The 20,621-nt window shown below is 69.9% G+C and carries 23 protein-coding genes, 1 tRNA gene and 1 pseudogene; 10 read left to right on the top strand and 15 right to left on the bottom strand.

Features of this window, described 5'->3' with window-relative positions; all coding sequences use genetic code 11:
- Positions 1-308: pseudogene (locus AX721_RS27800) on the top strand (MCE family protein); the annotation flags it as partial.
- A complete protein-coding gene (locus AX721_RS05265) occupies positions 305-934 on the top strand; it encodes an ABC-type transport auxiliary lipoprotein family protein (protein WP_068874971.1) in 630 nt (209 codons plus the stop codon). The pseudogene AX721_RS27800 and the gene AX721_RS05265, both read left to right, overlap by 4 nt.
- Here the strand turns inward: AX721_RS05265 and folD are convergent.
- The 4 genes from folD to AX721_RS05245 are packed head-to-tail and all read right to left on the bottom strand — an operon-like array spanning position 931 to position 3,931.
- Positions 931-1,824, bottom strand: coding sequence for a bifunctional methylenetetrahydrofolate dehydrogenase/methenyltetrahydrofolate cyclohydrolase FolD (gene folD / locus AX721_RS05260; RefSeq protein ID WP_068874970.1), 894 nt, complete (start codon positions 1,822-1,824; stop codon positions 931-933). The genes AX721_RS05265 and folD overlap by 4 nt on opposite strands.
- Positions 1,825-1,841: 17 nt before the next feature.
- On the bottom strand, positions 1,842-2,300 hold the full coding sequence (locus AX721_RS05255; protein ID WP_068874969.1) for an NUDIX domain-containing protein: 459 nt from the start codon (positions 2,298-2,300) through the stop codon (positions 1,842-1,844).
- Positions 2,300-3,307, bottom strand: coding sequence for a S1/P1 Nuclease (locus AX721_RS05250; RefSeq protein ID WP_068874968.1), 1,008 nt, complete (start codon positions 3,305-3,307; stop codon positions 2,300-2,302). Before AX721_RS05250 ends, AX721_RS05255 begins: the two co-directional genes overlap by 1 nt.
- 42 nt (positions 3,308-3,349) lie before the next feature.
- Positions 3,350-3,931 (bottom strand): glutathione S-transferase family protein, encoded by a 582-nt coding sequence (locus tag AX721_RS05245; protein ID WP_068874967.1) that lies wholly within the window; start codon positions 3,929-3,931, stop codon positions 3,350-3,352.
- A gap of 186 nt (positions 3,932-4,117) precedes the next feature.
- Between AX721_RS05245 and AX721_RS05240 the strand changes: the two genes are divergently transcribed.
- Together AX721_RS05240 and AX721_RS05235 are read left to right on the top strand one after the other, a co-directional pair.
- Positions 4,118-4,597, top strand: coding sequence for a 3D domain-containing protein (locus AX721_RS05240; RefSeq protein ID WP_068874966.1), 480 nt, complete (start codon positions 4,118-4,120; stop codon positions 4,595-4,597).
- A complete protein-coding gene (locus AX721_RS05235) occupies positions 4,582-5,223 on the top strand; it encodes an AAA family ATPase (protein WP_082765587.1) in 642 nt (213 codons plus the stop codon). Before AX721_RS05240 ends, AX721_RS05235 begins: the two co-directional genes overlap by 16 nt.
- Before the next feature lie 92 nt (positions 5,224-5,315).
- Here AX721_RS05235 and AX721_RS05230 read toward each other — a convergent pair whose 3' ends face one another.
- The 7 genes from AX721_RS05230 to cobA all read right to left on the bottom strand — a co-directional run bounded on the left by AX721_RS05230 (position 5,316) and on the right by cobA (position 11,354).
- Complete coding sequence (locus tag AX721_RS05230; RefSeq protein ID WP_082765586.1) at positions 5,316-6,278, bottom strand: adenylate/guanylate cyclase domain-containing protein; 963 nt, start codon at positions 6,276-6,278, stop codon at positions 5,316-5,318.
- A 142-nt stretch (positions 6,279-6,420) separates the two neighbouring features.
- Complete coding sequence (locus AX721_RS05225; protein WP_068874963.1) at positions 6,421-7,245, bottom strand: ferredoxin--NADP reductase; 825 nt, start codon at positions 7,243-7,245, stop codon at positions 6,421-6,423.
- Between the two features lie 10 nt (positions 7,246-7,255).
- Positions 7,256-7,993, bottom strand: a complete 738-nt coding sequence (locus AX721_RS05220; protein ID WP_068874977.1) for a phosphoadenylyl-sulfate reductase — start codon at positions 7,991-7,993, stop codon at positions 7,256-7,258.
- A 3-nt stretch (positions 7,994-7,996) separates the two neighbouring features.
- Positions 7,997-8,497 carry a DUF934 domain-containing protein gene (locus tag AX721_RS05215; RefSeq protein WP_068874962.1) on the bottom strand — a complete coding sequence of 167 codons (501 nt, stop codon included), beginning with the start codon at positions 8,495-8,497 and terminating at the stop codon, positions 7,997-7,999.
- Entirely contained in the window at positions 8,481-10,136 is a 1,656-nt protein-coding gene (locus AX721_RS05210) for a nitrite/sulfite reductase (protein ID WP_068874961.1), read from the bottom strand. The genes AX721_RS05215 and AX721_RS05210 overlap by 17 nt, the downstream gene beginning before the upstream one ends.
- A 4-nt stretch (positions 10,137-10,140) precedes the next feature.
- A complete protein-coding gene (locus AX721_RS05205) occupies positions 10,141-10,503 on the bottom strand; it encodes a DUF2849 domain-containing protein (protein WP_068874960.1) in 363 nt (120 codons plus the stop codon).
- Positions 10,500-11,354, bottom strand: a complete 855-nt coding sequence (gene cobA / locus AX721_RS05200; RefSeq protein WP_068874959.1) for a uroporphyrinogen-III C-methyltransferase — start codon at positions 11,352-11,354, stop codon at positions 10,500-10,502. The genes AX721_RS05205 and cobA overlap by 4 nt, the downstream gene beginning before the upstream one ends.
- A 177-nt stretch (positions 11,355-11,531) precedes the next feature.
- On the opposite strand from cobA, the gene gcvA reads away from it, so the two are divergent.
- On the top strand, positions 11,532-12,488 hold the full coding sequence (gene gcvA, locus AX721_RS05195) for a transcriptional regulator GcvA (protein WP_068874958.1): 957 nt from the start codon (positions 11,532-11,534) through the stop codon (positions 12,486-12,488).
- 25 nt (positions 12,489-12,513) lie between these two features.
- Positions 12,514-13,143, top strand: a complete 630-nt coding sequence (locus tag AX721_RS05190; protein ID WP_197422473.1) for a hypothetical protein — start codon at positions 12,514-12,516, stop codon at positions 13,141-13,143.
- Here AX721_RS05190 and AX721_RS05185 read toward each other — a convergent pair.
- The 3 genes from AX721_RS05185 to AX721_RS05175 all read right to left on the bottom strand — a co-directional run bounded on the left by AX721_RS05185 (position 13,140) and on the right by AX721_RS05175 (position 14,025).
- Positions 13,140-13,430 (bottom strand): hypothetical protein, encoded by a 291-nt coding sequence (locus tag AX721_RS05185; protein WP_068874956.1) that lies wholly within the window; start codon positions 13,428-13,430, stop codon positions 13,140-13,142. The two genes, AX721_RS05190 and AX721_RS05185, sit on opposite strands and share 4 nt — an antisense overlap.
- 60 nt (positions 13,431-13,490) lie before the next feature.
- Positions 13,491-13,811, bottom strand: a complete 321-nt coding sequence (locus AX721_RS05180; RefSeq protein WP_068874955.1) for an Hpt domain-containing protein — start codon at positions 13,809-13,811, stop codon at positions 13,491-13,493.
- A gap of 138 nt (positions 13,812-13,949) precedes the next feature.
- Positions 13,950-14,025, bottom strand: a tRNA-Lys gene (locus AX721_RS05175).
- Between the two features lie 237 nt (positions 14,026-14,262).
- Between AX721_RS05175 and AX721_RS05170 the strand changes: the two genes are divergently transcribed.
- The gene (locus AX721_RS05170) at positions 14,263-14,709 is read left to right on the top strand and encodes a hypothetical protein (RefSeq protein WP_068874954.1); all 447 of its coding nucleotides are present in this window, start codon (positions 14,263-14,265) and stop codon (positions 14,707-14,709) included.
- A 4-nt stretch (positions 14,710-14,713) separates the two neighbouring features.
- Here the strand turns inward: AX721_RS05170 and AX721_RS05165 are convergent, their stop codons facing one another.
- Positions 14,714-16,297, bottom strand: coding sequence for a caspase family protein (locus tag AX721_RS05165; protein ID WP_068874953.1), 1,584 nt, complete (start codon positions 16,295-16,297; stop codon positions 14,714-14,716).
- A 213-nt stretch (positions 16,298-16,510) separates the two neighbouring features.
- Here AX721_RS05165 and AX721_RS05160 point away from each other — a divergent pair, with 213 nt between their 5' ends.
- Genes AX721_RS05160 through AX721_RS05150 form a run of 3 tightly spaced genes read left to right on the top strand, consistent with a single transcriptional unit; the run spans position 16,511 to position 20,534 of the window.
- Complete coding sequence (locus AX721_RS05160; protein ID WP_068874952.1) at positions 16,511-17,881, top strand: lipopolysaccharide biosynthesis protein; 1,371 nt, start codon at positions 16,511-16,513, stop codon at positions 17,879-17,881.
- A complete protein-coding gene (locus AX721_RS05155; RefSeq protein WP_068874951.1) occupies positions 17,878-19,587 on the top strand; it encodes a fatty acyl-AMP ligase in 1,710 nt (569 codons plus the stop codon). The genes AX721_RS05160 and AX721_RS05155 overlap by 4 nt, the downstream gene beginning before the upstream one ends.
- Entirely contained in the window at positions 19,584-20,534 is a 951-nt protein-coding gene (locus tag AX721_RS05150; RefSeq protein WP_156467020.1) for an NAD(P)-dependent oxidoreductase, read from the top strand. The genes AX721_RS05155 and AX721_RS05150 overlap by 4 nt, the downstream gene beginning before the upstream one ends.
- Positions 20,535-20,621: the final 87 nt, after the last annotated feature.

Here is a 20,621-nt window from a genome sequence, read left to right as displayed (position 1 = left end):
CCGAGATCGCCGCCCTCTCCCGCGCCACCCGCGAAGTGGTCGACGGCGACGGCCGCCGCGCGATCAAGAACCTGGCCGACGCCGCCGAGGAAGGCCGCGCCGCGGCCAAGGACGCCCGCGAGATGCTGGGCCGCTTGCAGGGGCCGACCACGGACTTCGCCACCAACGGCCTGCCGCAGGTGACCGCGGCGGTGATCCAGCTGCAGACCACGGCCGAGTCGCTGGAGCGGCTGATCAACGAGGTCCAGTCCAACCCTTCGGGCGCGCTCGCCAAGGGCAAGGCCGAGGAAGTGAAGGTGCCCCAATGATGCGCTCGCCCGCCCTCCTCCGCTTCGTCGTCGTCGGCGCGACCTCGCTGGCGCTCTCGGCCTGCGTTTCGCTGCTTCCGAAGACCAAGCCGGCGCACCTCTACCGCTTCGGCCAGCCCGTGGGCGCCAGTGCGGTCGCCACGCCGATGGGAACCGTCGGGGTGTTCCGCGCCAACGCGACCTTCCAGCGCGAGGCCGCGGGGGACCGGTTGCTCACCATCACGGGCGGCAAGGCGGCCTATGTGGCGGAGACCCGCTGGGTGGCCCCGGCGGCAGTGCTGTGGGACGAGGCCGTGGTCGCCGCCTTCGACGCCGACGAAGGCCCCGTTCGGCTGATCGCCCGGGGCGAGCCGGCCTCCGCGGCCTATGTGCTGCGGCTCGATGTCCGGAACTTCGAGGCGCACTACGACCAGGGACCCAAGGCGCCGCCGCTGGTGGTCGTGCGGGTGCGGGCCGCGATGACGGGCGCGAGTGATCGCGGCCTGGTAGGTGAGAAGCTGTTCGAGAAGCGGATTCGCGCTGGCGACAACCGGGTCTCGGCCATCGTGCCGGCCTACGACCGCGCAGTCTCCGAAGTTCTGGCCGAAGTCGTGGCCTGGACCAACGAGAGCGCCAAGCCGACCTAGCCGGCGAGGCCGGCCTGTCGCCGGGCGGCGGTGACCGTGTTCTGGAGCAGCACGGCGACCGTCATCAGGCCAACGCCGCCCGGCACCGGCGTGATCGATCCGGCGACCTGCAGGGCCTCCTTGTAGTGGACGTCGCCCACCAGCTTGGTGCGCCCCTCGGCGGCCTTTATCGGATCGTCGAACGGCACGCGGTTGATGCCCACGTCGATGACGCAGGCCCCCGGCTTGATCCAGTCGCCACGGATCATGCGCGGCCGCCCCACGGCGGCGACCAGGATGTCGGCCTCGCGGCAGACGGCCGGAAGGTCGCGGGTGCGCGAATGGGCCATGGTGACCGTGCAGTCTTCGGCCAGCAGGAGCTGGGCGACCGGCTTGCCCACCAGCAGCGAGCGGCCCACCACAACCGCCCGCTTGCCCGTCAGGTCGCCCAGCGTCGCCTTGAGCATGATGATGCAGCCCGTGGGCGTGCAGGCCACCAGCGCCGGCAGGCCCGCGACCAGCCGGCCCGCATTGACGACGTGCAGGCCGTCCACGTCCTTGTCCGGGTCGATGGCGGCGATCACCGCCTTCTCGTCCAGGTGCTTCGGCAGCGGAAGCTGGACCAGGATTCCGTGGATCAGCGGATCGGCGTTGAGGTCGGCCACCAGCCGGAGCAGCTCGGCCTGTTGCGTGTCCGCGGGCAGCCGATGCGTCACGGAATGCATGCCCACGGCCAGCGAGTGCTCGCCCTTGGACTTCACATAGACCTGGCTCGCCGGGTCGTCGCCCACCAGCACCACCGCCAGGCCGGGTTGCAGCCCATGCTTCGCCCGCAGTTCGGCGACCTCGGCCGCCACCTCGGCCCGCACGCGCTCGGCGTGGACCTTTCCGTCGATGATTCCCGCCGTCATGGCGCGCTGCTAGACCCTCAGGCCCGCGCGCGCAATCTCAGCCACGCCGCGACGGCCCAGGCATGGGCGTCATGACGCAGGATCGCCAGCGCCTCATGCGGGTCCATCCACACCAGGGTGTGGTCGTCCTCGATCTTCAGGCCAGGATCATCGCCCGCCACCACCAGGGTGAAGAACACCGCCCGGTTGTCGAACGCCTCGCTGTCGGTGTTGAGGAAGTACTGGTCGGCCCGCGCATACTCGCGGCCGACCGCAACCTTCAGGCCGGCTTCCTCCCCGAACTCGCGGACCACGGCGTCTTCAGCCGTCTCGCCGGGGTCCAGCGCGCCGCCAGGCAGATCGTGCCAGGCGGTATGGCCGGGCTTCTCGATCCGGACCAGCGCAATGCGCCCCTCGCGCGCTGCGATCCCGAAGGCGGCCGGGCGATCGCGATAGTCGCGGCCGTCCTCCCGCGTCCCGAACTGGGGAACGGCCATCAGTCGATCCCGTAGAGGGCCGGATAGGGGTCGGCCGCGCCGGCCAGCACGTCCTTCACCGCCACCGGCCGCCAGCCGACCTTGGAGTTCAGGCTGGCCCGCCACGCCTCGACGATCACGTCGCGCAGCTCGGACGCGCCCACCGCCAGGCGCTCGGTAGCCATGGCCGTGCCGCGCGGGTCACCCGGCGCCATGCCCCCCGCCTTCTCCATCTCGTAGAACGGGATCACCTGCCTGCCCGTGGCGGACAGGTATTCGGATACGCGCTGTTCGATCGGGCAGTTGCAGAGGCGCAGCGGCGCAACCTTTGCCGCCACGGCCGCCGGCTTCACCGTGGCCTGGACGAGATCGCTCTCGAACGGACCGTGCAGGCGCGCCTTGGAATAGTTGTTGGGGTTCGGGCCGTCGCCCCAGCCGTTGTAGTGGCTGGTCACGTGCAGCGGCTGGCTGCCGTCTCCCACGAAGTGGCTGAGCTCGCCGATGCCCTTGAAGATCAGGGCTTCGCGGCGGATTCGGTCCGCGGTGAACCACTTGCGGTTCGCCTTCCATTTCGGATTGGCCTCCGCCGCCTTCAGCACCCGCCAGTAGGCGAAGTCGCTGGTGAGCTGCTGGTAGCGGTCGATGATCGAATACGGCAGGTAGCCGACCTTCCACTGGTCGAGGCCGGCAGCGCGGAGCTGGGTCTCGAAGTCGGCCCGGGTGGCCGCCAGGGGCAGCATCTGGGGCCCGCCCAGCAGCTTGCCGTCGTCGTCCAGGTCAATGAAGTGCCCCGGGTCGCGATCCTGGTCGTGCAGCTTGCCGGCGCCCTTGGACCGGTCGGGCTCGCGCGACAGCTCGCCGACATCCGCTGCCGCCGTCTTCGTGAGCAGGAAGGCGGGCATGTCGGACGGCAGGGCCCGCATGGCGATCTCGCCCAGCATGCGGTGGCCGGAGTTCCCCCAGGCGAACAGCGAACTGGGCGCGGCGGCGAGCGCGGCGGCGAGGGCGAGGGCGGGAAGGCGCTTCATGCCTCCGCTTTTCACGCCCGTCCGCGACAATGGCAAGCGCGCTCAGCGGATGCCGAGAGCCGCCTCCACGCGCGCCACCCAGGCCTTCACCCGCGGATAGGGATCGAGGCTGAAGCCGCCCTCGTGGGCGACGCGGGTGTAGGCGACCAGCGCCACGTCGGCGAGCGACAGCGCCTGGCCCACGAGGAACGGGGTCTCGCCGAGCGCCAGCTCCATCCGCTGCAGCGCCGCGTTCCCCCGCTCGATGAGCCGAGGTTCCAGATCGGCGACGGGCTTGCCGAGATAGAAGACCTGGAACCGGGCGACGGCCACGTAGGGCTCGTGGCTGTACTGCTCCCAGAACATCCACTCCAACATCTTGGCGCGGTCGTAAGGGGCAGCCGGAACGAGGTCGGAACCTTCGGCCAAGTGAAGGATGATGGCGTTGGACTGGGCCAGGGCGCGGCCGTCGTCCAGGACCACCGCCGGGACTTGGCCCGCCGGATTCATCGCCAGAAAGTCGGCGGTCCGCGACTCGCCTTTGAGGACGCTGGTCTCGATCCAGGCGTAGTTCAGGCCCAGGAGATCGGCCGTCCACTTCACCTTCAGGCAGTTGCCCGAGATGCTGTCACCATAGATTTTCACGCGCCGGCCTCCCTCGTTCGTCACGTCGCTTTGTGCCGGAAGCCGAGAGGGATCAAGCGATACCGTCTCACGACGACTGTCAGGAAAACTCACAGGGCGCGGCCAATGGCCCGGCGGGGGTTGCCCCGCGGGAGCTCAGCCGGTAGGACTCCGCCACCAGTTCAACGACGAAGGAGGACGCCGTCCATGCGACGCCGCCTCGCCGCCCTGGCAGTGCTTTCCGCCATCGGTATCGCCTCAAACGCGCAAGCCGCGAGCAACGATCCCGTCGGGGACCTCGTAAGCTCGATCATTTCGGGGGCGCTCCCCGGATCGGCGGTCTTCAACGTGAAGGCCACGCTCTATCACGCCGGCGCCAAGGGCGTGGGCGCCCTGGACAGCCTGGGCTGCCGCGTCGTGCCGATGCGCACCCTGGCCGTCGACAAGAACATCATCCCCCGCCGCACGGTGGTCTTCATCAAGGAGACGGTGGGCATCAAGATGCCCGACGGCCAGGCGCACGATGGCTACTGGTACGCGTCCGACGTGGGCGGCGCGATCAAGGGTCAGCGGATCGACCTCTACACGGGTCATGGCGCGGCTTCGATGAAGCCGATGCAGAAGCTCAATCTCGGCACTCTCACCGCGGTGAAGGTCGGGAACTTCGCGGGCTGCCCGCCGAAGTAAGGCGGGCCGGCCCTCGCCTTCCGGGGGCAGCCATCCACAAGCCGAACTTCTTCGTCCTCACCGGCGGCCCCGGTGTGGGCAAGACCACGCTCATCCGCCACCTCCAGGCCATGGGCGAACGTGTCGTCGAGGAGACGGCGCGCGCCGTGATCCGCGAGCAGGTGGCGGCCGGCGGCGACGCCGTGCCGTGGCTCGACAATGACGCCTTCGTGGCGCGGTGCGTGGAGCGCGACATCGCCATCTTCGACGCCCTGGCCTGCGAGACCGGCAGGGTCTTCTTCGACCGCGGGATCATCGACAGCTACGGCGCGAACGGCGCCCTGCCCTCGCCACGGGTCGTGGAGGCGGTGCGGACGCGCCGGTATAATCCGCGGGTCTTCGTCTTCCCGCCCTGGCGCGAGATCTACGCGACCGACGCCGAGCGGCGGCAGGACTGGGTGGAGGCCGAGGCCACGTTCGGGATCATCTGCGCGCGTCTTCCAGCCCTGGGCTACGAGCCGGTGGTCGTACCGAAGGCCGGCGTCGAGGCGCGGGCGGTGTTCGTGCTACGCCGGACAACCGCCTGGCAGGGATCAGCCGAACAGGCGGATCGCGCCGTAGATCAAGGGCGCCCAGAGGACGAGTGAAACGGCAGCTCCGATCATGAGGCCCACGCCTCGCGGAAGTCGCTCGTCGGTGTGAGCCGGGAGAACGGCCTGCTCATGAGCGGTGACGAAGGTCATGCCGCCAACCCCTCGCGCGCCGGCTGGCCCAAGGCGAACACGCCCAGTCGCTGGCTACGTCCGCGCAGGCCGACCCGGCCGATGGCGGTCAGGCCGGCATCCTGACCCAGACGCCGCGCCGTCTCCTCGCCGATCAGAAGGGGCGTGTCGTAGGCCTTGCAGAGTTCCTCGAGCCGGGAGGCGACATTCACCGGGTCGCCCAGAACCGAGTAGTCGAAGCGCCGGCGGCTGCCCACGTTTCCGACAATGCAATCGCCGGAGTTGATCCCGATGCTGATCCCGATGTTCACGGGCGGCGGTTCGCTCTCCTCCGCGAAGATGGCGCGGAAGCGGTCCCGCACCTCGTCCATCGCGGCGATCATGGCCTGGGCGGCATCGAAGGCGTGCGAGGCCTGTGCCGGGTCGTGAGCGGGTGCGCCCCAGAAGGCCATGATGCAGTCCCCCATGTACTTGTCGATCGTGCCGCCGTGCGCCAGCACGATGTCGGTCATCGGGTCGAGGAAGGCGTTGATCAGGTCGGCAAGGCGCCCGGGATTGTCCTTCAGCGCTTCCGCGAGCGAGGTGAAGCCCTGGAGGTCGGCGAACAGCACGGTCACGTCGCGGGTCTCGCTGCCCGCCCCAATGCCGTCCGGATCCGCCATCAGGCGCTCGAGCACGCCGGGCGAGACGTATTGCGATAGGACGCGTTCCATCTCGCGGCCACGCTGCTGCTCGGCGCGAAGCTGGGCGGCGAGATCGCAGGCCGGAGGCTCGGCGTCGGACCCGCAGGCGCCCACCGGTCCGCACGCGCCGGGACTCGTCCCGCCACATGCCGCGGAGCACCCGGGATTCAGCCGCACCACAGCGGAGCGGTCAGTCGGGGCGTCGTGGCTGCAGACCTGCGGCGTGCCGAACCACCCGGACAGGTGGGTCCTGAGCGCTTTGGCGGTCGCGGCGGTGTCGAAATGGGTCTCGGACATGGAGGCTTTCCCTCGATCTGTCCGAGTTTCGCATTCCCGCCGTATGGTTAAAATCCGGGAGGAATCCCTACGTAGAACCTCTTATGGGTAATGCCGCAGGTCGGATTTAACGTTTTGGCGAGCGGGACGTGCAGGCCTTGGTTCAGGTCTCGACGAACGCCTTCTCGAGCACGAAATCGCCAGGCTGCGCGATCGAGCCTTCCTGGTAGCCAAGGTCGATGAGTTGCTGCTTGAGGTCGGCCAGCACCGACGGCCCGCCGCACAGCATGACCCGATCCTCCGCCGGATTGAACGGCGGCAGCCCCAGGTCGGCGAACATCTGCCCGGAGGCGATGAGATCGGTGATCCGCCCCTTGGTCCGGAACTCTTCTCGGGTCACGGTGGGATAGTACCTGAGCTTTCCGTCGATCAGCTCGCCCAGGACCTCGTCCTTGGGCAGCTCGGCGAACAGGTCGGCGTAGTTGAGGTCGGCCACCTCGCGGACGGTGTGGGTCACCACCACGGTCTCGAAGCGCTCATAGACCTCCGGGTCGCGGGCCAACGACAGCCAGGGGGCAAGGCCCGTGCCCGTGCCGAGCATATAGAGACGCTTGCCCGGCTTCAGGCCGTCCAGCACGAGGGTGCCGGTCGGCTTTCGCCCGATGAGGACCTGGTCGCCCACCTTGATGTTCTGCAGGCGCGAGGTGAGCGGGCCGTCCGGCACCTTGATGGAATAGAACTCCAGTTCCTCGTGCCACGACGGCGAGGCGATGGAATAGGCGCGGACCAGAGGCTTGCCGTCCTCCTTCTGCAACCCGACCATCACGAACTGGCCGCTGGAAAAACGCAGCGCCGGATCCCGCGTCGTGCGGAAGGAGAACAGACTGGGCGTCCAGTGATGGACCCAGGTCACCGTTTCGACGAAGAAGGCGCCGGACGCCTTGATAGCGCCGGCCGGCGCCGGCTGAGCCAGGGTCACGTCGTTCATTCCTGAAATCCTAGATATCGCCGCCGACGTTGTCAGGCGTCCCCGGCGCACGCGCCAGATGGATGCCGCACTCGGTCTTGTCCATCCCCTTCCAGCGGCCGGCGCGCACATCCTCGCCCTCCTCCGCCGGCTGGGTGCAGGGCCAGCAGCCGATCGAGGGAAAGCCCTGGGCCACCAAGGGATGGGCCGGAAGGCCGTGCTCGGCCGCATAGGCGTCGAGGTCGGGCTTGCCCCAGTTGGCCAGCGGGTTGAACTTGAGCTTGCCCTCGGACTGTTCGACCACCGGCAGGTGCAGACGGTCGCCGCCGTGGAAGCGCTTGCGGCCGGTGATCCAGGCGTCGAACTCGCCCAAGGCCTTGTCCAGCGGCAGAACCTTGCGGATGTGGCAGCAGGCGTCGGTGTCGGTCTGCCAAAGCTTGGCCTGGGGATCGGCGGTGGCCAGGTCTTGGTACTGAGGCCGCAGGTCGCGCACATTGGTGAGGCCAAGGCGTGCGGCGAGCTGCTGGCGATAGTCCAGCGTCTGGCCGAACAGCATGCCGGTATCCAGGAACAGCACTGCGATGTCGGGCTTCACCTTGGCGGCGATATCGAGGAGCACGGCCGACTCGGCGCCGAACGACGACACCAGGGCCAGCTTGTCCCCGAAGCTCTCGACTGCAGCTTCCAGGATGGTGCGCGGGTGCGCATGGCGCAGCTCGGCGTCGAGGCGCAGAGCCACGGGGTTACGATCGAGAGCGTCAAAGGCCATCACTCAGCCCTCCCGTTCCGCGAAGGCCGGCGCACGGCCGTCGGCGGACCTCTGGTAGACGTGGCGGTAGCGGTGGGCCGCAGCCTGCCACTCGTTGGAACTGGCGTCGTCGGCAGGCTCGAAGGCGTCGAAACCTACCCGGACCATGAAACCGGCCTGCTCGCGCAGCACATCGCCCACGGCGCGCACCTCGCCTTTGAAGTGGAACCGCTCGCGCAGCAGGCGGGCGTTCGTATAGGCGCGGCCGTCGCGATACTTGGGAAACTCGAGCGCGACCACCGAGAGGCGGGGAAGATCGTAAGCCAGGGCCTCGACCTCTTCCTCCGCCTTCAGGCGCACGCCCACGCGACGCCCGTCGGCAAGCAGCCCCTCGCCTTCGGACTGGAAGCGGACCAGCGAGACGATCACGTCGCCGCTCGCCATGTCCTGGTCGTCCGCAACGTGGGTGAAAGGATCTTCGGCGGACTTGGCGACGCCGTCCTTCAGCTCAATGAGCATCGGCATAGACAGCCTCCTTGAAGGGGGTGACGCCGGTGCGGCGGAAGGTGTCGAGGAAGCGCTCGCCGTCCTGCCGTTCGCGCAGGTAGACGTCGACCAGCGTGTCCACGGCGTCGGCGACCCTGTCGTAGGGCAGCGCCGGGCCGAGCATGGAGCCTACCGAAGCGTCCTCGGCGCCCGAGCCGCCCAGCGTCAGCTGGTAGAACTCCTCGCCCTTCTTATCGACGCCCAGGATGCCGATGTGGCCCACATGGTGGTGCCCGCAGGCGTTGATGCAGCCGCTGATCTTGATCTTCAGCTCGCCGATCTTCTCGGCCCGGTCCTGGTCGCGGAACTTCTCCGCGATGTGCTGGGCGATGGGGATCGCCCGGGCGTTGGCCAGGGCGCAGTAGTCGAGCCCCGGGCAGGCGATGATGTCGCTGACCAGGTTGATGTTCGGCGTGGCGATGCCGGCCTCCGCCAGCGCCGCCCAGACCGCCGGGACGTCGTCCAGCTTCACGTGTGGCAGCACCAGGTTCTGTTCGTGCGTCACCCGGATGTCGCCCAGGCCATACTGCTCGGCCAGGTCGGCCACGACCTCCATCTGTTCGGAGGTGGCGTCGCCGGGCGTATCGCCGATGCCCTTCAGGCTGATCTCGACGATGCCGTAGCCGGGCTTCTTGTGCGGCTTGACGTTGTTGCGGACGAAGCGGGCGAACGCCGGCTTGGCGGCCTTGGCGGCCTCGAACGCCTCCGACTGCGCCGGCAAGGTCACGAAGTTGGTCTGGGCGAAGGCGCCGCGGATGCGGGCGAGCTCGGTGTCCGGCAGGTCCGCGCCCTCGCCGATTTTGGCCCACTCAGCCTCCACCTGGCGGGCGAACTCGTCCTTGCCCAGGGCCGCGACCAGGATCTTGATCCGGGCCTTGTAGATGTTGTCCCGGCGGCCGTGGCGATTGTACACGCGCAGGATCGCTTCCAGATACGAGAGCAGCCGGTTGACCGGCAGGAACTCGCGGATCGTGGGGCCGACGTAGGGCGTGCGCCCCATGCCGCCGCCGACGATCACCTCGAAGCCCAGCGCCCCGTCGCGGGCGCGCTTCAGCACCAAGCCGATGTCGTGGACGCGGGCGGCCGTGCGGTCCTTGGGCGCCGCGGTGATGGCGATCTTGAACTTGCGGGGCAGGAACGAGAATTCGGGGTGGAAGGTCGACCACTGGCGGATCGCCTCGGCCCACACTCGCGGATCGTCCACTTCCTCGGCCGTAGCCCCCGCATAGGGATCCGTCGTGGTGTTGCGGATGCAGTTCCCCGAGGTCTGGATCGCGTGCATGTCGACGCTGGCCAGGTGATCCAGGATGTCCGGCGTGTCGGCCAGCTTGATCCAGTGGAACTGCAGGTTCGTCCGCGTCGTGAAGTGGCCGTAGCCCTTGTCGTAGGTGCGGCCGATCCAGGCCAGCTTGCGCAGCTGGGTCGGGTTCAGCGAGCCATACGGGATGGCGACCCGCAGCATGTAGGCGTGGAGCTGCAGATAGAGGCCGTTCATCAGCCGCAGCGGCTTGAACTGGTCCTCGGTCAGCTCGCCGGCGAGGCGGCGGGCGACCTGGCCGCGGAACTCGGCCGAGCGGTCGGCGAGCATCGCCTTGTCGATGGTGTCGTACTGGTACATCGCGCTACTTCCGCTTGATCAGGTTGACGCGGCCGGTCGAGCGGGCCGCGCCGTGGGCGTGTTGCAGCGCCTCGATCACCGCCCCGCCCTCGGCCTGCTTGCCGTGGTGGAGGTGGTTCGAGGGCCCGAGCGCGCGGATGCGCTCGCGATAGCTCAGCGGAGCCCAGAGGCCTTCGGACTCCACCAGGTCGATCAGATAGGCGTCGACCACGACCTTGGGCTGGTTCTTGGCCGCGGCCTCCGCCTCGATGGCCACCGGGTCGTCGTTGGCCCACAGCTGGGCGTCGGCGAAGCGCTCGACCCACTGGCCGGCGTTCCAGAAGACGACCTCGCCGTCGAGCAGGCGGTTGGCGGTCAGAGCTTTCATGCCCGGGCCTCGCGGATAAGCGTTTCGACTTGAGGGCGTCCCTCACCCTCGCGGGCCAGGGCCATGGCCTCGCCCACGATCAGCAGGGCCGGACCACCCAGGTTGGCCGCCGCCTCGGCGAGGCCGGCCAGCGTAGTTTTCAGGCGGCGCTCGGCAGCGCGGCTGGCGTTCTCGACGATCAGGGCGGGCGTCGAACCGGCCCGGCCGGCGGCCATCAGGCGCGTGGCGATCGGGGCGGCCATCGACAGGCCCATGTAGATCACCACCGTCTGGTTCGCCTTTGCCAGGCTCTCCCAGTCCAGGTCGGGCTCGCCGCTTCCCCCTGTTGCTTTCTGCGCCGCATGGCCGGTGACGAAGGTCACCGCCTGGGCCGAGCCGCGGTGGGTCAAGGGCGCGCCCGCGCTGGCGCTCGCCGCCAGGGCCGCGGTGACGCCGGGCACGATGCAGCAATCCACGCCCGCCTCGCGGCAGGCTTCCAGTTCCTCGCCGCCACGGCCGAAGATGAAGGGGTCGCCGCCCTTGAGCCGGACGACGTTCAGGCCGTCGAGCGCGAAGGCCACGAGCATCCGGTTGATCTCGTCCTGGCTGTAGGAGTGCCGCGACTTGCGCTTGGCCACCGAGATGCGGCGCGCCGCCCCCGGCGCCAGGGCCAGGATTTCGTCCGACACCAGGCCGTCGTGGACCACGACCTCGGCCGCTTGCAGCGCCTTGAGCGCCTTGATGGTCAGCAGGTCCGGATCGCCAGGCCCCGCGCCCACCAGCCACACCTGACCCGGGCCGCGCGACGGGGCGCCGCCGCCCAGCACCACGAGGCGATCGTTCCGCCTGCCTTTGCCGCTGCTGACACCCATGTTTAGCTTCTCTATCGACACACCGGCCCCGAAATCATGACGGGGCGGACTGGCGCCCGCCCCGTCTGTCGCCCACCGGTGAAAAGGGCCGATACACCGGCGGACGCTTGCAAATAGGGGCGGAGAAGCCCAAGTCGCAACCCGAGGACTTCTGCCCGGGGTGTCAGGAATTCTAGGATGGATCGAAACCAGCAGCGCCGCCGTCTGCCGCCGCTCAACGCCCTTCGGGCGTTCGAGGCGGCCGCGCGCCACCTGAACTTCAGCCGGGCGGCGGACGAGCTGTCGGTGACGCCGGGCGCCGTCAGCCAGCAGATCCAGAACCTGGAAGACTATGTCGGCGCGGCGCTCTTCAAGCGCACGCCGAAAGGCCTCCTGCTGACGGACGCGGCCCAGACCGCCCTGCCCGCCCTGCGCGAGGCCTTCGACCGCCTGGCCGAGGCCGCCAGCCTGCTGACCGCCGCCGTCGACGGACGGCGCCTGACCATCACCGCCCCGCCCTCCTTCGCCGCCAAGTGGCTGGCGCCCCGCCTGGGAGCGTTCGAGCGGGCGCATCCGCAGGTGGACGTGTGGCTCAACGCCGGCATGGACCTCGTCGACCTCAACGCGGGCGAGGTCGACCTGGCGCTCCGCTACGGCGCCGGCCGCTATCCGGGCCTGGAGGTCAAGCGGCTGGTCAGCGAGGCGGTGATCCCCGTGATCAGCCCGGAGCTCGTCAAGGAACACCCGCTGGAGAGCCCCGAGGACCTGGCCCACCATACGCTGCTGCATGACGGCTCGCCCGAGATCGACGACAGCTGCCCCGACTGGCCGATGTGGCTGGCGGCCCGAGGGCTGCGCGGCATCGATGGGCACCGCGGTCCGCGGTTCAACCAGTCCAGCCTGGTGATCGAGGCGGCCGCCAACGGCCGCGGCGTGGCCCTGGCCAAGCGCACCCTGGCCCAGGCCGACCTGGACGCGGGACGCCTGGTGGCCCCGCTGCAGATGGCGCAGGCCGTCGACTTCGCCTACTACCTCGTCCACCCCAAGGCCAAGGGACGGCTGCCGCAGGTGAAGGCCTTCATCGGCTGGATCGAGGCGGAGGCGCAGGCCCATGAGGAGGCGTTGCGGGCCATCGACAATGGCGCGGGCATTTAGGGATTTGAGGTTGGCAGGAGGTCTCGTGGCGGCGGTTCTGGCCGCGGCCTCGCTCGCGCCCGGCGGCGCGGCGGCGGAAGGCTCGCAAGCGGACTACATCCAGCGCCTGCGCCTGCAGGCCCAGCTCCAGACGCTCAACGCGGACCTGCTGAGCCAGGACAGCGCCACGGCCGTGCTGCAGGACCTCTGCAATCGCCGCGATCCAGAGGCGCCGAAGATCCTGGCCCGGCAGGTGGAAGCGCCCGACAACCTGGCCGCCGCCAACGCCGCCCGCCGCCAGCTGGGCGCGGCTGCCAACGAGCCGGTCCGCCACCGGAGGGTCGAGCTGATGTGCGGCGACGTCGTCCTGTCCCGCGCCGATAACTGGTACCTGCCCAGCCGGCTGACGGCGCAGATGAACATCGACCTGGAATCTACGCAGCGGCCCTTCGGCGTGGTCGTGCGGCCGCTGGCGTTCCAGCGACGGACCCTTTCGGCTCGCCTGCTGTTCAACCCCCTGCCGCGGGGATGGGAGGCCGTCGATCCCGCCGGTCTCGATGCGCCGGTGGCCATTCCCGCCAACGTGCTCCAGCACCGGGCCTATCTCCAGACGCCGGACGGCCGGCCGTTCGCCCTGCTGATCGAGACCTATTCGGACCGGGTGCTGGTCCCTTAGACCCGACGCCAGCGCAGCGGCTTGCCATGGCGCGCCAGGACGCCCTTGGCCTCCAGGTCGAGTTGCACGGCCTTGACCCACCAGCCGGCGGTCTGGCCGCCCGGAAACAGTTCGTCCGGCAGATGCGGCTTCACCGCCGCGGTCATCTCGGCCTGCGACAGACCGGGCTCGGCGGCAGGCAGGATCGCCATCAGCGCCCCGCGTATCGCCTCGTACTTCACCCGGTTCACCGGGCTCGTGCGCCCGGGGTGATTGACGTTCTCCACCAGGATCGTGTCGTCACGCATGTGCCGTCCTCCGCGTTGCGTCTTGATCGACGACGAACGGATAGAGCCGGTTCCGACCGCTCAGCCGCCCCCGATGCGGGTAAGATAGCCCTCGATCTCGGCCAGCGTATCGGCCAGCGCGCGCTTAAGCTCGGGGGCCATCGAGGGGTCGCTCCGCTCGGCACGGCCCGCCACGTCGCCCAGCGCTGCCGCGCCGATGCCGCGAGCCGCCCCCTTGATGGTATGCGCCAGGTCCCGCCAGTCGGGGGTCGCAGGAGCCTCGAGCCGCGCCTGCCAGCCCTCGGCCTGGCCCTGGAACAGGCCCAACACCTCGGTGACGATCTGCATGTCGCCGGCCATGAAGCTTTCGAGATATTCGAAGTCGACCGCCCCGCCGTCCATTCGTCTGCAACTCCTCGCCCCGCGCGCCGCTGGTAGCGGGATGGGCGACTTGCTTCAACAGTGCAGCGGAGCCGCGCGCGCAGGTCCGCTCGCGGACGCAAGCGTTTCGCGACGATCACCATCATTCCGGGAGGAAGGTGGTGGGTGCAGTAGGATTCGAACCTACGACCCGCTGATTAAGAGTCAGCTGCTCTACCAACTGAGCTATGCACCCGCCGTGCCCCGAACACCCCAGGGGGCCGGCGGCGAGGGCGCGGAAAATACGCAAAATCGCGCCGTTGGCAAGGCGCGTCTTCGCCCCTTCGAAAAGAACGCGCGCCGCGGGCCGCACCCCCGCCTTGGCCGACGGGCGTTCGCTGGGCAAAAGCTCCCGCATAGGGCGCATGCCCTTGACCGCATTCGCGCGAGGCGGGATCACTCCCGCAGCGTCGGGGGGTGCTAGGAGCGGTTCATGCGCAAGACGATCCTGGGCTTCATGCTCGCCGCCGGCCTCGCCGGCGTGGCCCAAGCCGCCGACTTCGTCGTCGTCAAGTCGACCGATCCCGCGGTGAGGCCGGGTCTGGAGCTCAGCGCGGGCCAGCGGCTGGCCCTGGGCGAGGGCCAGGTCGCGACCCTGATGTCGGCCAGCGGCTCGGTCGCCACCCTGCGCGGCGGGCCGGGCGGCGCGGTCGCGCCCCGTGCCGGCGGACAGGGCGACGCAGCGCGGCTGGCGGCGCTGAAGGTGCTGGTGGAGCCGGCGCCGACAGGCCGTACGTTCGGAGCCCGGCGCTCGGGCGTCTGTCCCGACCCGTCGACCCTGACCACCTTGGACGAGATCCTCTCGGTGCAGTCCGGCGGCTGCGCCACCCAGGCCAAGGCGGCCCTGGACGCCTACGTCGCGCAGCAGAGCAAGCCCTGAGCCTTCAGGGGCCGGTGTAGAGCTCGCCGAGCGCCATGGCCGCCTGACCCTTGGCGGCGTCCAGCTCGTCGCGCACGAGGCCCGCGGCCACCATGGCGTCGCGCTTGCCGTCGATGCGCTTCAGGGCGGCGCGCAGCACCTTGGGCTCCGTGGGCGTCGCGATGGCCACCACATTGTCGACCCCGAACGGCGGAACCGCCTTGGTCCGCGCCATCACCACCCGCGTCTGGCCCGCCACCATGCGCCCGTCGCCGTCGCCCTCCAGCGGGAACAGCATCTGCACCGTGCCGTCGCCGGCGAGGTTGAACGCCGTCAACCACGCCTCGCCGCCCCTGTGGGTGACGGCCAGGTCGACGCTCTCGCCCTTCTTGTAGAGCTGGCCCTTTGGCCGGGGACCGATGTCGACCTTCAGCTGCCGCTCGTTGGCCGAGGCGGCGAGCTGGCTGATGGCCCGCCGCTTCATGATCACGCCCGAGAGCTGCTCGGCGCTGGTCAGGTTCTCGGCCACACGGTCGCCGCGACTGTCGGTGACCCAGCCCTCCTTGGCGTTCCAGGTCAGGTCAGGGGTCCCGCGCGGGATCGACGCCCAGGGTCCCTTACCGCCCAGGAGGTCGGCGGCCTGTTCGTCCGCGGGCTTCACCTCGATCGGGCGCTCGTCCGGCGGCGGCGGTTTCAGCGGCTGGAAGATCACGCTGCGCTCGTTGCGCGGCGGCACGGCGGCGCTGGACCACTGCTGGGTGCTGGAGAGTTCGCGCGTGCGGCTCTCCAGGCTGGAGGTGAGCTCGGCCAGCGAGAGTTTGCCATCGTCGTCCGCATCGGCGGCCAGGCGGCCGTTGGGCCGGCGGTCCTTGAGCGCGCCCTCCAGGGCGTAGGTCAGCAGGCCGCGAGGCGGCGAGTCGCCGCGCGGCAGCGGGCCTTCCAGGGCGAACTGGTTGTCCTGGGCGGCGCCCACATAGACGAGGTTCGGCGGATCCACACCGGCCGGCGCCACCGCCATCGGGTCGGCGGGGCTGGGCGGCAGCGAGATCGCCATGGGATTGTCCAGGGCCGAGCGCCGCTTGAACGGGGTCGCGGCGACCAGGCTGCGGTTCATCGTGCCCGAGTGACACGCGTCGGCGATCTGCAGCACGTTGACCGAGGTCGGGAAGAAGTTGATCAGCCAACCGCGCAGGTCATTGTCGAGGACGAACTGGTTCGGATCCGGCTTGGCGACCCGAAACCCGCCCAGCGCCAGGAACTCGTCCATGCCGTCGGCCTCGGTGGGGTCACGGGACTTCGCCTGCGAGCCATGGCCTGCGTAGTAGAAGATCACCCAGTCCCCCGGCTTCGCCCTCTGGCCCAGGGCCTGCAGTTGGGCCCGGATCGAGGCGCGCGTCGCCTGCGCGTCGCTCAGCGAGACGATGTCCTTGGCGCCCTGGGCCTCAAGCACCGACTTCAGGGCCGCCGCGTCGTTGGGCGGGCCCTCCAGCGACGGAATCGGGGCCGTGTACTGGGCGACCGTCACGATCAGCGCCCGGATTTCGGCGCTGGCCGGTTGCGCCGCCGACACCATCGCCGCTGTGGCCAGTCCCGCGAACCACCTGCGCATCGACTTAACCCCGCTCCTGAACACCCGTCGCGTAGAATGACGCGCGCGCAGCCCGCGACAAGCAGCTCCGCCACAAATCCTACGGTCCAGCGCCCGGTTCGGAGGCGTCCGCCCTGCGCCCGCGGGTCGCGCGGAGCTTTGCGCGGGGGCATGGTAGGGGCTAGTTGAAGCGCGCCGTCCCGGGACGGCCACCCAAGGAGTTCGATTCCGCGTATGAGCGCTTCCCAGGCGGAACAGATCGCCGGCGTCCGGCCGATCCTGAAGCGTGTGGTGGCCAACGCGGGCCTCCTGCTGGGCGGCCGGACCGTGAACGCGATCCTCGGCCTCGCCTTCATGGCCATCGCCGGCCGGGCGCTGGGCGCCGCCGACCTGGGCGTCTTCGTCCTGATCCAGGCGTTCGGCCAGTTCCTCGGCGAGGTGGTCAAGTTCCAGTCCTGGCAGACCATCCTGCACTATGGCGCGCGGCCGCTGGCCGAGGGCCGGGTCGCCGACTTCCAGCACGTCCTACGGTTCACCCTCCTCCTCGACGTGGCCAGCACGATCCTGGGGGTCGCCGTGGGCGTCGTCGGCGCCTTCGCGTTCGCAGGCGCGCTCGGCTGGGGGCCGGGCGAAGCGCCGGCCGCCGCGCTCTACATGGTCTCGATCGCCTTCATGGTCTCAGCGACGCCTCTGGGGCTGCTGCGGTTGTTCGACCGCTTCGACGTCCTGGCCTGGCAAGCCGGCCTGATCTCGCTGATCCGCGCGGTCGGCGGCGTGGTCGCCCTCGCGCTCGGCGCTTCGATGGAGGGCTTCCTGCTCGCGGCGGCGGTCGCCACGGTCGGCAGTTGGCTCTACCTGGCCGGATCGGCAGTCGCCGAATTGAAGAAGCGCGGCCTGCTGCAGGACTTCTCCTGGCGCGGGCCGCTGGCCACGGGGATGCCGGGCGCCTGGCGCTTCGCCTGGAACACCAACCTCGCCAGTACGCTGGACGTGGCTTTCACCCACGTGGCGACGTTGATCGTCGGCGCGCTGGTCGGTCCCTCTCAGGCGGCGTTCTGGCGGATCGGCCGCCAGGTCGCCGACGCCCTGGCCAAGCCCGCCAAGCTGCTGACGCCCGCCCTCTATCCCGAACTGGCGCGGCTGCGGGCCGACGACCACCATCACGCGATGTGGCGACTGGCGCGCAACGTCGGCCTTTTGGCCGGCGGGGTGGCTCTAGTCATCCTGGGCGCGAGCACGCTCGCAGGCCCCGCCCTGCTGACCCTCGTGATGGGCAAGGCGTTCGCGCCGGCGGCGGAGGTCATGAACTGGCAGGTGGGGGCTGCGGTGATCGGCGTCTTCGCCCTGCCGCTCGAACCGATGCTGATCTCGCTGGGCAAGCCGGGGGCCGCGGTGCGGGTCAGACTGGCGGTCAGCGCGGCCTTCCTCGCCGCCCTGCCCTTCCTCGTGACGCGGTTCGGCCTTATAGGCGCGGGCGCCGGACTGGCTGCGGCGGCAGGCGCCCTTGCCCTCGGCATGCTGTGGTTCATCCTGCGAGAGAACGGGACTCGGCGAAAGGCGGCCACGCCCACGCCGGAACCCGAAAGTCTGAAAGGCGACGTTTGACTGCTACCCCTACCGCTCCGGACCGTCCGTTTCACGCGGACGGCTTCGCGACCCTGACGGAGGCGCTCGATTTCGCGGCCCAGGGTCCGACCGGGATCAACCTCTATGGCCTGCGCGGCGAACTGATCGAGGCCATCCCCTACGCGACGCTGCGCGACCGCGCCCGGGCCATGGCCGCCCGCTTCCTGGCCGCGGGCCTGAAGCCGAACGACCGCATCGGCCTGGTGGCCGAGACGGACGTGGACTTCGTCGTCGCCTTCTTCGCCTGCCAATACGCGCGCGTCACCCCCGCGCCACTGCCGCTTCCCGCCCCGCTGGGGGGCCGCGACGCCTATGTCCAGCAGATCGGCCGCATGCTGGCCTCGGCGAGCGCAGCGGCCGTCTTCGGACCCGAGAGCCTGCTGCCCTGGCTGCAGGAGGCCGCGGAAACGGCGGGCGTCGAGATCGCCATGCGCGTCGGGGACCTGCCCGAGGCGCAGGCGTGGGAGCTGCCGGCGCCGACGCCGGACGATCCGAGCTACGTGCAGTTCTCCTCGGGCAGCACGCGCAACCCCACGGGCGTGCTCTGCACCCACCGCGCCCTGATGGCCAACGCCCTGGCCTCGACCCGCGAAGGCCTGCAGGTCACGCCGCACGACCGCGCGGTCTCCTGGTTGCCGCTCTACCACGACATGGGCCTGGTCGGGTTCCTGCTGATGCCCCTGTCCGCGCAGATGTCCATCGACCTGATGCCGACGGGCGCCTTCGTGCGCCGGCCGCTGCTGTGGCTGGACCTGATCTCGAAGAACGGCGGCACCATCTCGTACAGCCCCAGCTTCGGCTATGAGCTCTGCGCCAAGCGAGGGGACGGCGCCCGCGAGGGCCTGGATCTCAAGGGCTGGCGGGTCGCCGGCTGCGGCGGCGACATGGTTCGGCCAGGCCCGCTGACCGCCTTCGCCGAGCGCTATGCGACGGCCGGATTCTCGGCGACGGCCTTCGTGGCCAGCTATGGCATGGCCGAGGCGACGCTGGGCCTGTCGATGTCGCCCCTCGGCCAGGGGCTGATCTTCGACATGGTCGACGTGGACCGGATGGAGAAGGACGGCGAGGTCGCCGGCGGTGGCGGGCCGCGGTCGCGCGCCTTCGTCCGCTGCGGGCGCATCTTCAGTGGCCACGACCTCGAGGTGCGCGACGAAGACGGCAACGCCCTGCCTGAACGCAAGGTCGGCCGCATCTTCGTGCGCGGCCCCAGCCTGATGCGCGAGTACTACGGCGATCCACAGGCGACCGCCGCCGTGCTGAGCCCCGACGGCTGGCTCGACACGGGCGACCTGGGCTACCTCGCCGAGGGCCAGATCGTGCCCACCGGGCGGGCCAAGGACCTCATCCTGTTGAACGGCCGCAACGTGTGGCCGCAGGATCTGGAATGGACTGCGGAGTCCGAGATCGAGCGGCTGCGCAGCGGCGACGTCGCCGCGTTTTCGATCGACGAGGACGCCGGCGAGCAGCTGGTCGTGCTGGTCCAGACGCGCACCAGCGATCCGGCGCTCCGCAGCACGCTCGTCGACGATGTGGCCGCCCTCCTACGCGCCCGGCACGGCGTCGAGGCCCGGGTGGAGCTGATCGGCCACAACACCCTGCCCCAGACCTCGTCCGGCAAGCTCAGCCGATCCAAGGCCCGCGCCCTGTTCCTGAGCGGCGCGTTCAAGCAGCAGGAGCCGGCCTGAGCCAGGCAAGCGCCGAGGGGCGACTGGCCGCGGTCACCGGCGCGACCGGCTTTCTGGGCCGCCAGGTGGTCCGGGCGCTGGCCACGGACGGCTGGCGCGTCCGCATCCTCGCGCGGCGGGACCCGATCGACCCGCTTTGGCGCGAGGCCACGCCCGAAGTGGTGGTGGGAGATCTCGGTGACCGCACGGCCCTCACCCGGCTCTGCAGCGGCGCGGACGTCGTGATCCATGGCGCCGGGCTGGTGAAGGCGCAGAGCCGGGCGGCGTTCGACGCCGTGAACGTGGCCGGCGCGCGGCGTGTGGCCGAGGCCGCCGCCGAATCGCCGCACGTGGTGCTGATCTCAAGCCTCACGGCTCGCGAGCCACGCCTCTCGCACTACGGAGCCAGCAAGCGGGCGGGCGAGGAGGCGATGGCCCAGGTGCTCCAGGATCGGCTGACGATTGCGAGGCCCTGCGCCATCTATGGACCTGGCGACCGGGAGCTGCTGCCGGTGTTCCGGGCCGCCGCCGCCAGCCCGGTGCTTCCCGTCCTCAGCAAGACCGGCCGCGTGGCGATGATCCATGTCGAGGACGCCGCCCGTCAGACCGCCGCATTGGCCGCGGGTGCGCCAGTCCCCGCCCCCGTCGTCCTGTGCGACGAGCGGCCGGACGGCTATTCCTGGCGCGAACTGATGGCCGCGGCGGCCCGCGCCTGCGACCGCACGCCGCGGTTTGCGCCGGTTCCGAAGGCTCTGATCCATGCCATCGGGATCACGAATGATTTCACAGTGCTTCTGCGCCGCACGCCGATGTTGACCTCGGCGAAGGTGCGGGAATTGCTGCATCCCGATTGGGCAGTTTCGCCCGGGGAACGCTCAGAGGGGCTGCCGCGCGCAATATACGACCTGGAAGCTGGGTTTTCGGCTACGGTCGCGTGGTACCGCAGCGCGGCATGGATGAAACATTAGCTGCGGTTTTGTGACCCGCTTTCCCCGCACGGGTGGAAAAACCCGGCGGAGAGGCTTAGGTACGCGTTTGGCGTAAAGCAGTGAGAG

Origin of the sequence: Phenylobacterium sp. CCH9-H3, from assembly GCF_001557235.1 — a bacterium.
GTDB lineage: Bacteria > Pseudomonadota > Alphaproteobacteria > Caulobacterales > Caulobacteraceae > Phenylobacterium.
The sequence above is the reverse complement of the archived record's forward strand: the minus strand, read 5'-3'. Positions and strand labels throughout refer to the sequence as shown.

Coding starts and splice junctions, on each gene's coding strand:
- AX721_RS05250 (WP_068874968.1), bottom strand. CDS start 3,307: ATGAAGCGCCTTCCCGCCCTCGCCCTCGCCGCCGCGCTCGCCGCCGCG.
- AX721_RS05240 (WP_068874966.1), top strand. CDS start 4,118: ATGCGACGCCGCCTCGCCGCCCTGGCAGTGCTTTCCGCCATCGGTATC.
- AX721_RS05205 (WP_068874960.1), bottom strand. CDS start 10,503: ATGAAAGCTCTGACCGCCAACCGCCTGCTCGACGGCGAGGTCGTCTTC.
- AX721_RS05170 (WP_068874954.1), top strand. CDS start 14,263: ATGCGCAAGACGATCCTGGGCTTCATGCTCGCCGCCGGCCTCGCCGGC.
- AX721_RS05255 (WP_068874969.1), bottom strand. CDS start 2,300: ATGGCCGTTCCCCAGTTCGGGACGCGGGAGGACGGCCGCGACTATCGC.
- AX721_RS05225 (WP_068874963.1), bottom strand. CDS start 7,245: ATGAACGACGTGACCCTGGCTCAGCCGGCGCCGGCCGGCGCTATCAAG.
- gcvA (WP_068874958.1), top strand. CDS start 11,532: ATGGATCGAAACCAGCAGCGCCGCCGTCTGCCGCCGCTCAACGCCCTT.
- AX721_RS05230 (WP_082765586.1), bottom strand. CDS start 6,278: ATGTCCGAGACCCATTTCGACACCGCCGCGACCGCCAAAGCGCTCAGG.
- AX721_RS05215 (WP_068874962.1), bottom strand. CDS start 8,497: ATGCCGATGCTCATTGAGCTGAAGGACGGCGTCGCCAAGTCCGCCGAA.
- AX721_RS05265 (WP_068874971.1), top strand. CDS start 305: ATGATGCGCTCGCCCGCCCTCCTCCGCTTCGTCGTCGTCGGCGCGACC.
- AX721_RS05180 (WP_068874955.1), bottom strand. CDS start 13,811: ATGGACGGCGGGGCGGTCGACTTCGAATATCTCGAAAGCTTCATGGCC.
- AX721_RS05160 (WP_068874952.1), top strand. CDS start 16,511: ATGAGCGCTTCCCAGGCGGAACAGATCGCCGGCGTCCGGCCGATCCTG.
- folD (WP_068874970.1), bottom strand. CDS start 1,824: ATGACGGCGGGAATCATCGACGGAAAGGTCCACGCCGAGCGCGTGCGG.
- AX721_RS05165 (WP_068874953.1), bottom strand. CDS start 16,297: ATGCGCAGGTGGTTCGCGGGACTGGCCACAGCGGCGATGGTGTCGGCG.
- cobA (WP_068874959.1), bottom strand. CDS start 11,354: ATGGGTGTCAGCAGCGGCAAAGGCAGGCGGAACGATCGCCTCGTGGTG.
- AX721_RS05220 (WP_068874977.1), bottom strand. CDS start 7,993: ATGGCCTTTGACGCTCTCGATCGTAACCCCGTGGCTCTGCGCCTCGAC.
- AX721_RS05210 (WP_068874961.1), bottom strand. CDS start 10,136: ATGTACCAGTACGACACCATCGACAAGGCGATGCTCGCCGACCGCTCG.
- AX721_RS05185 (WP_068874956.1), bottom strand. CDS start 13,430: ATGCGTGACGACACGATCCTGGTGGAGAACGTCAATCACCCCGGGCGC.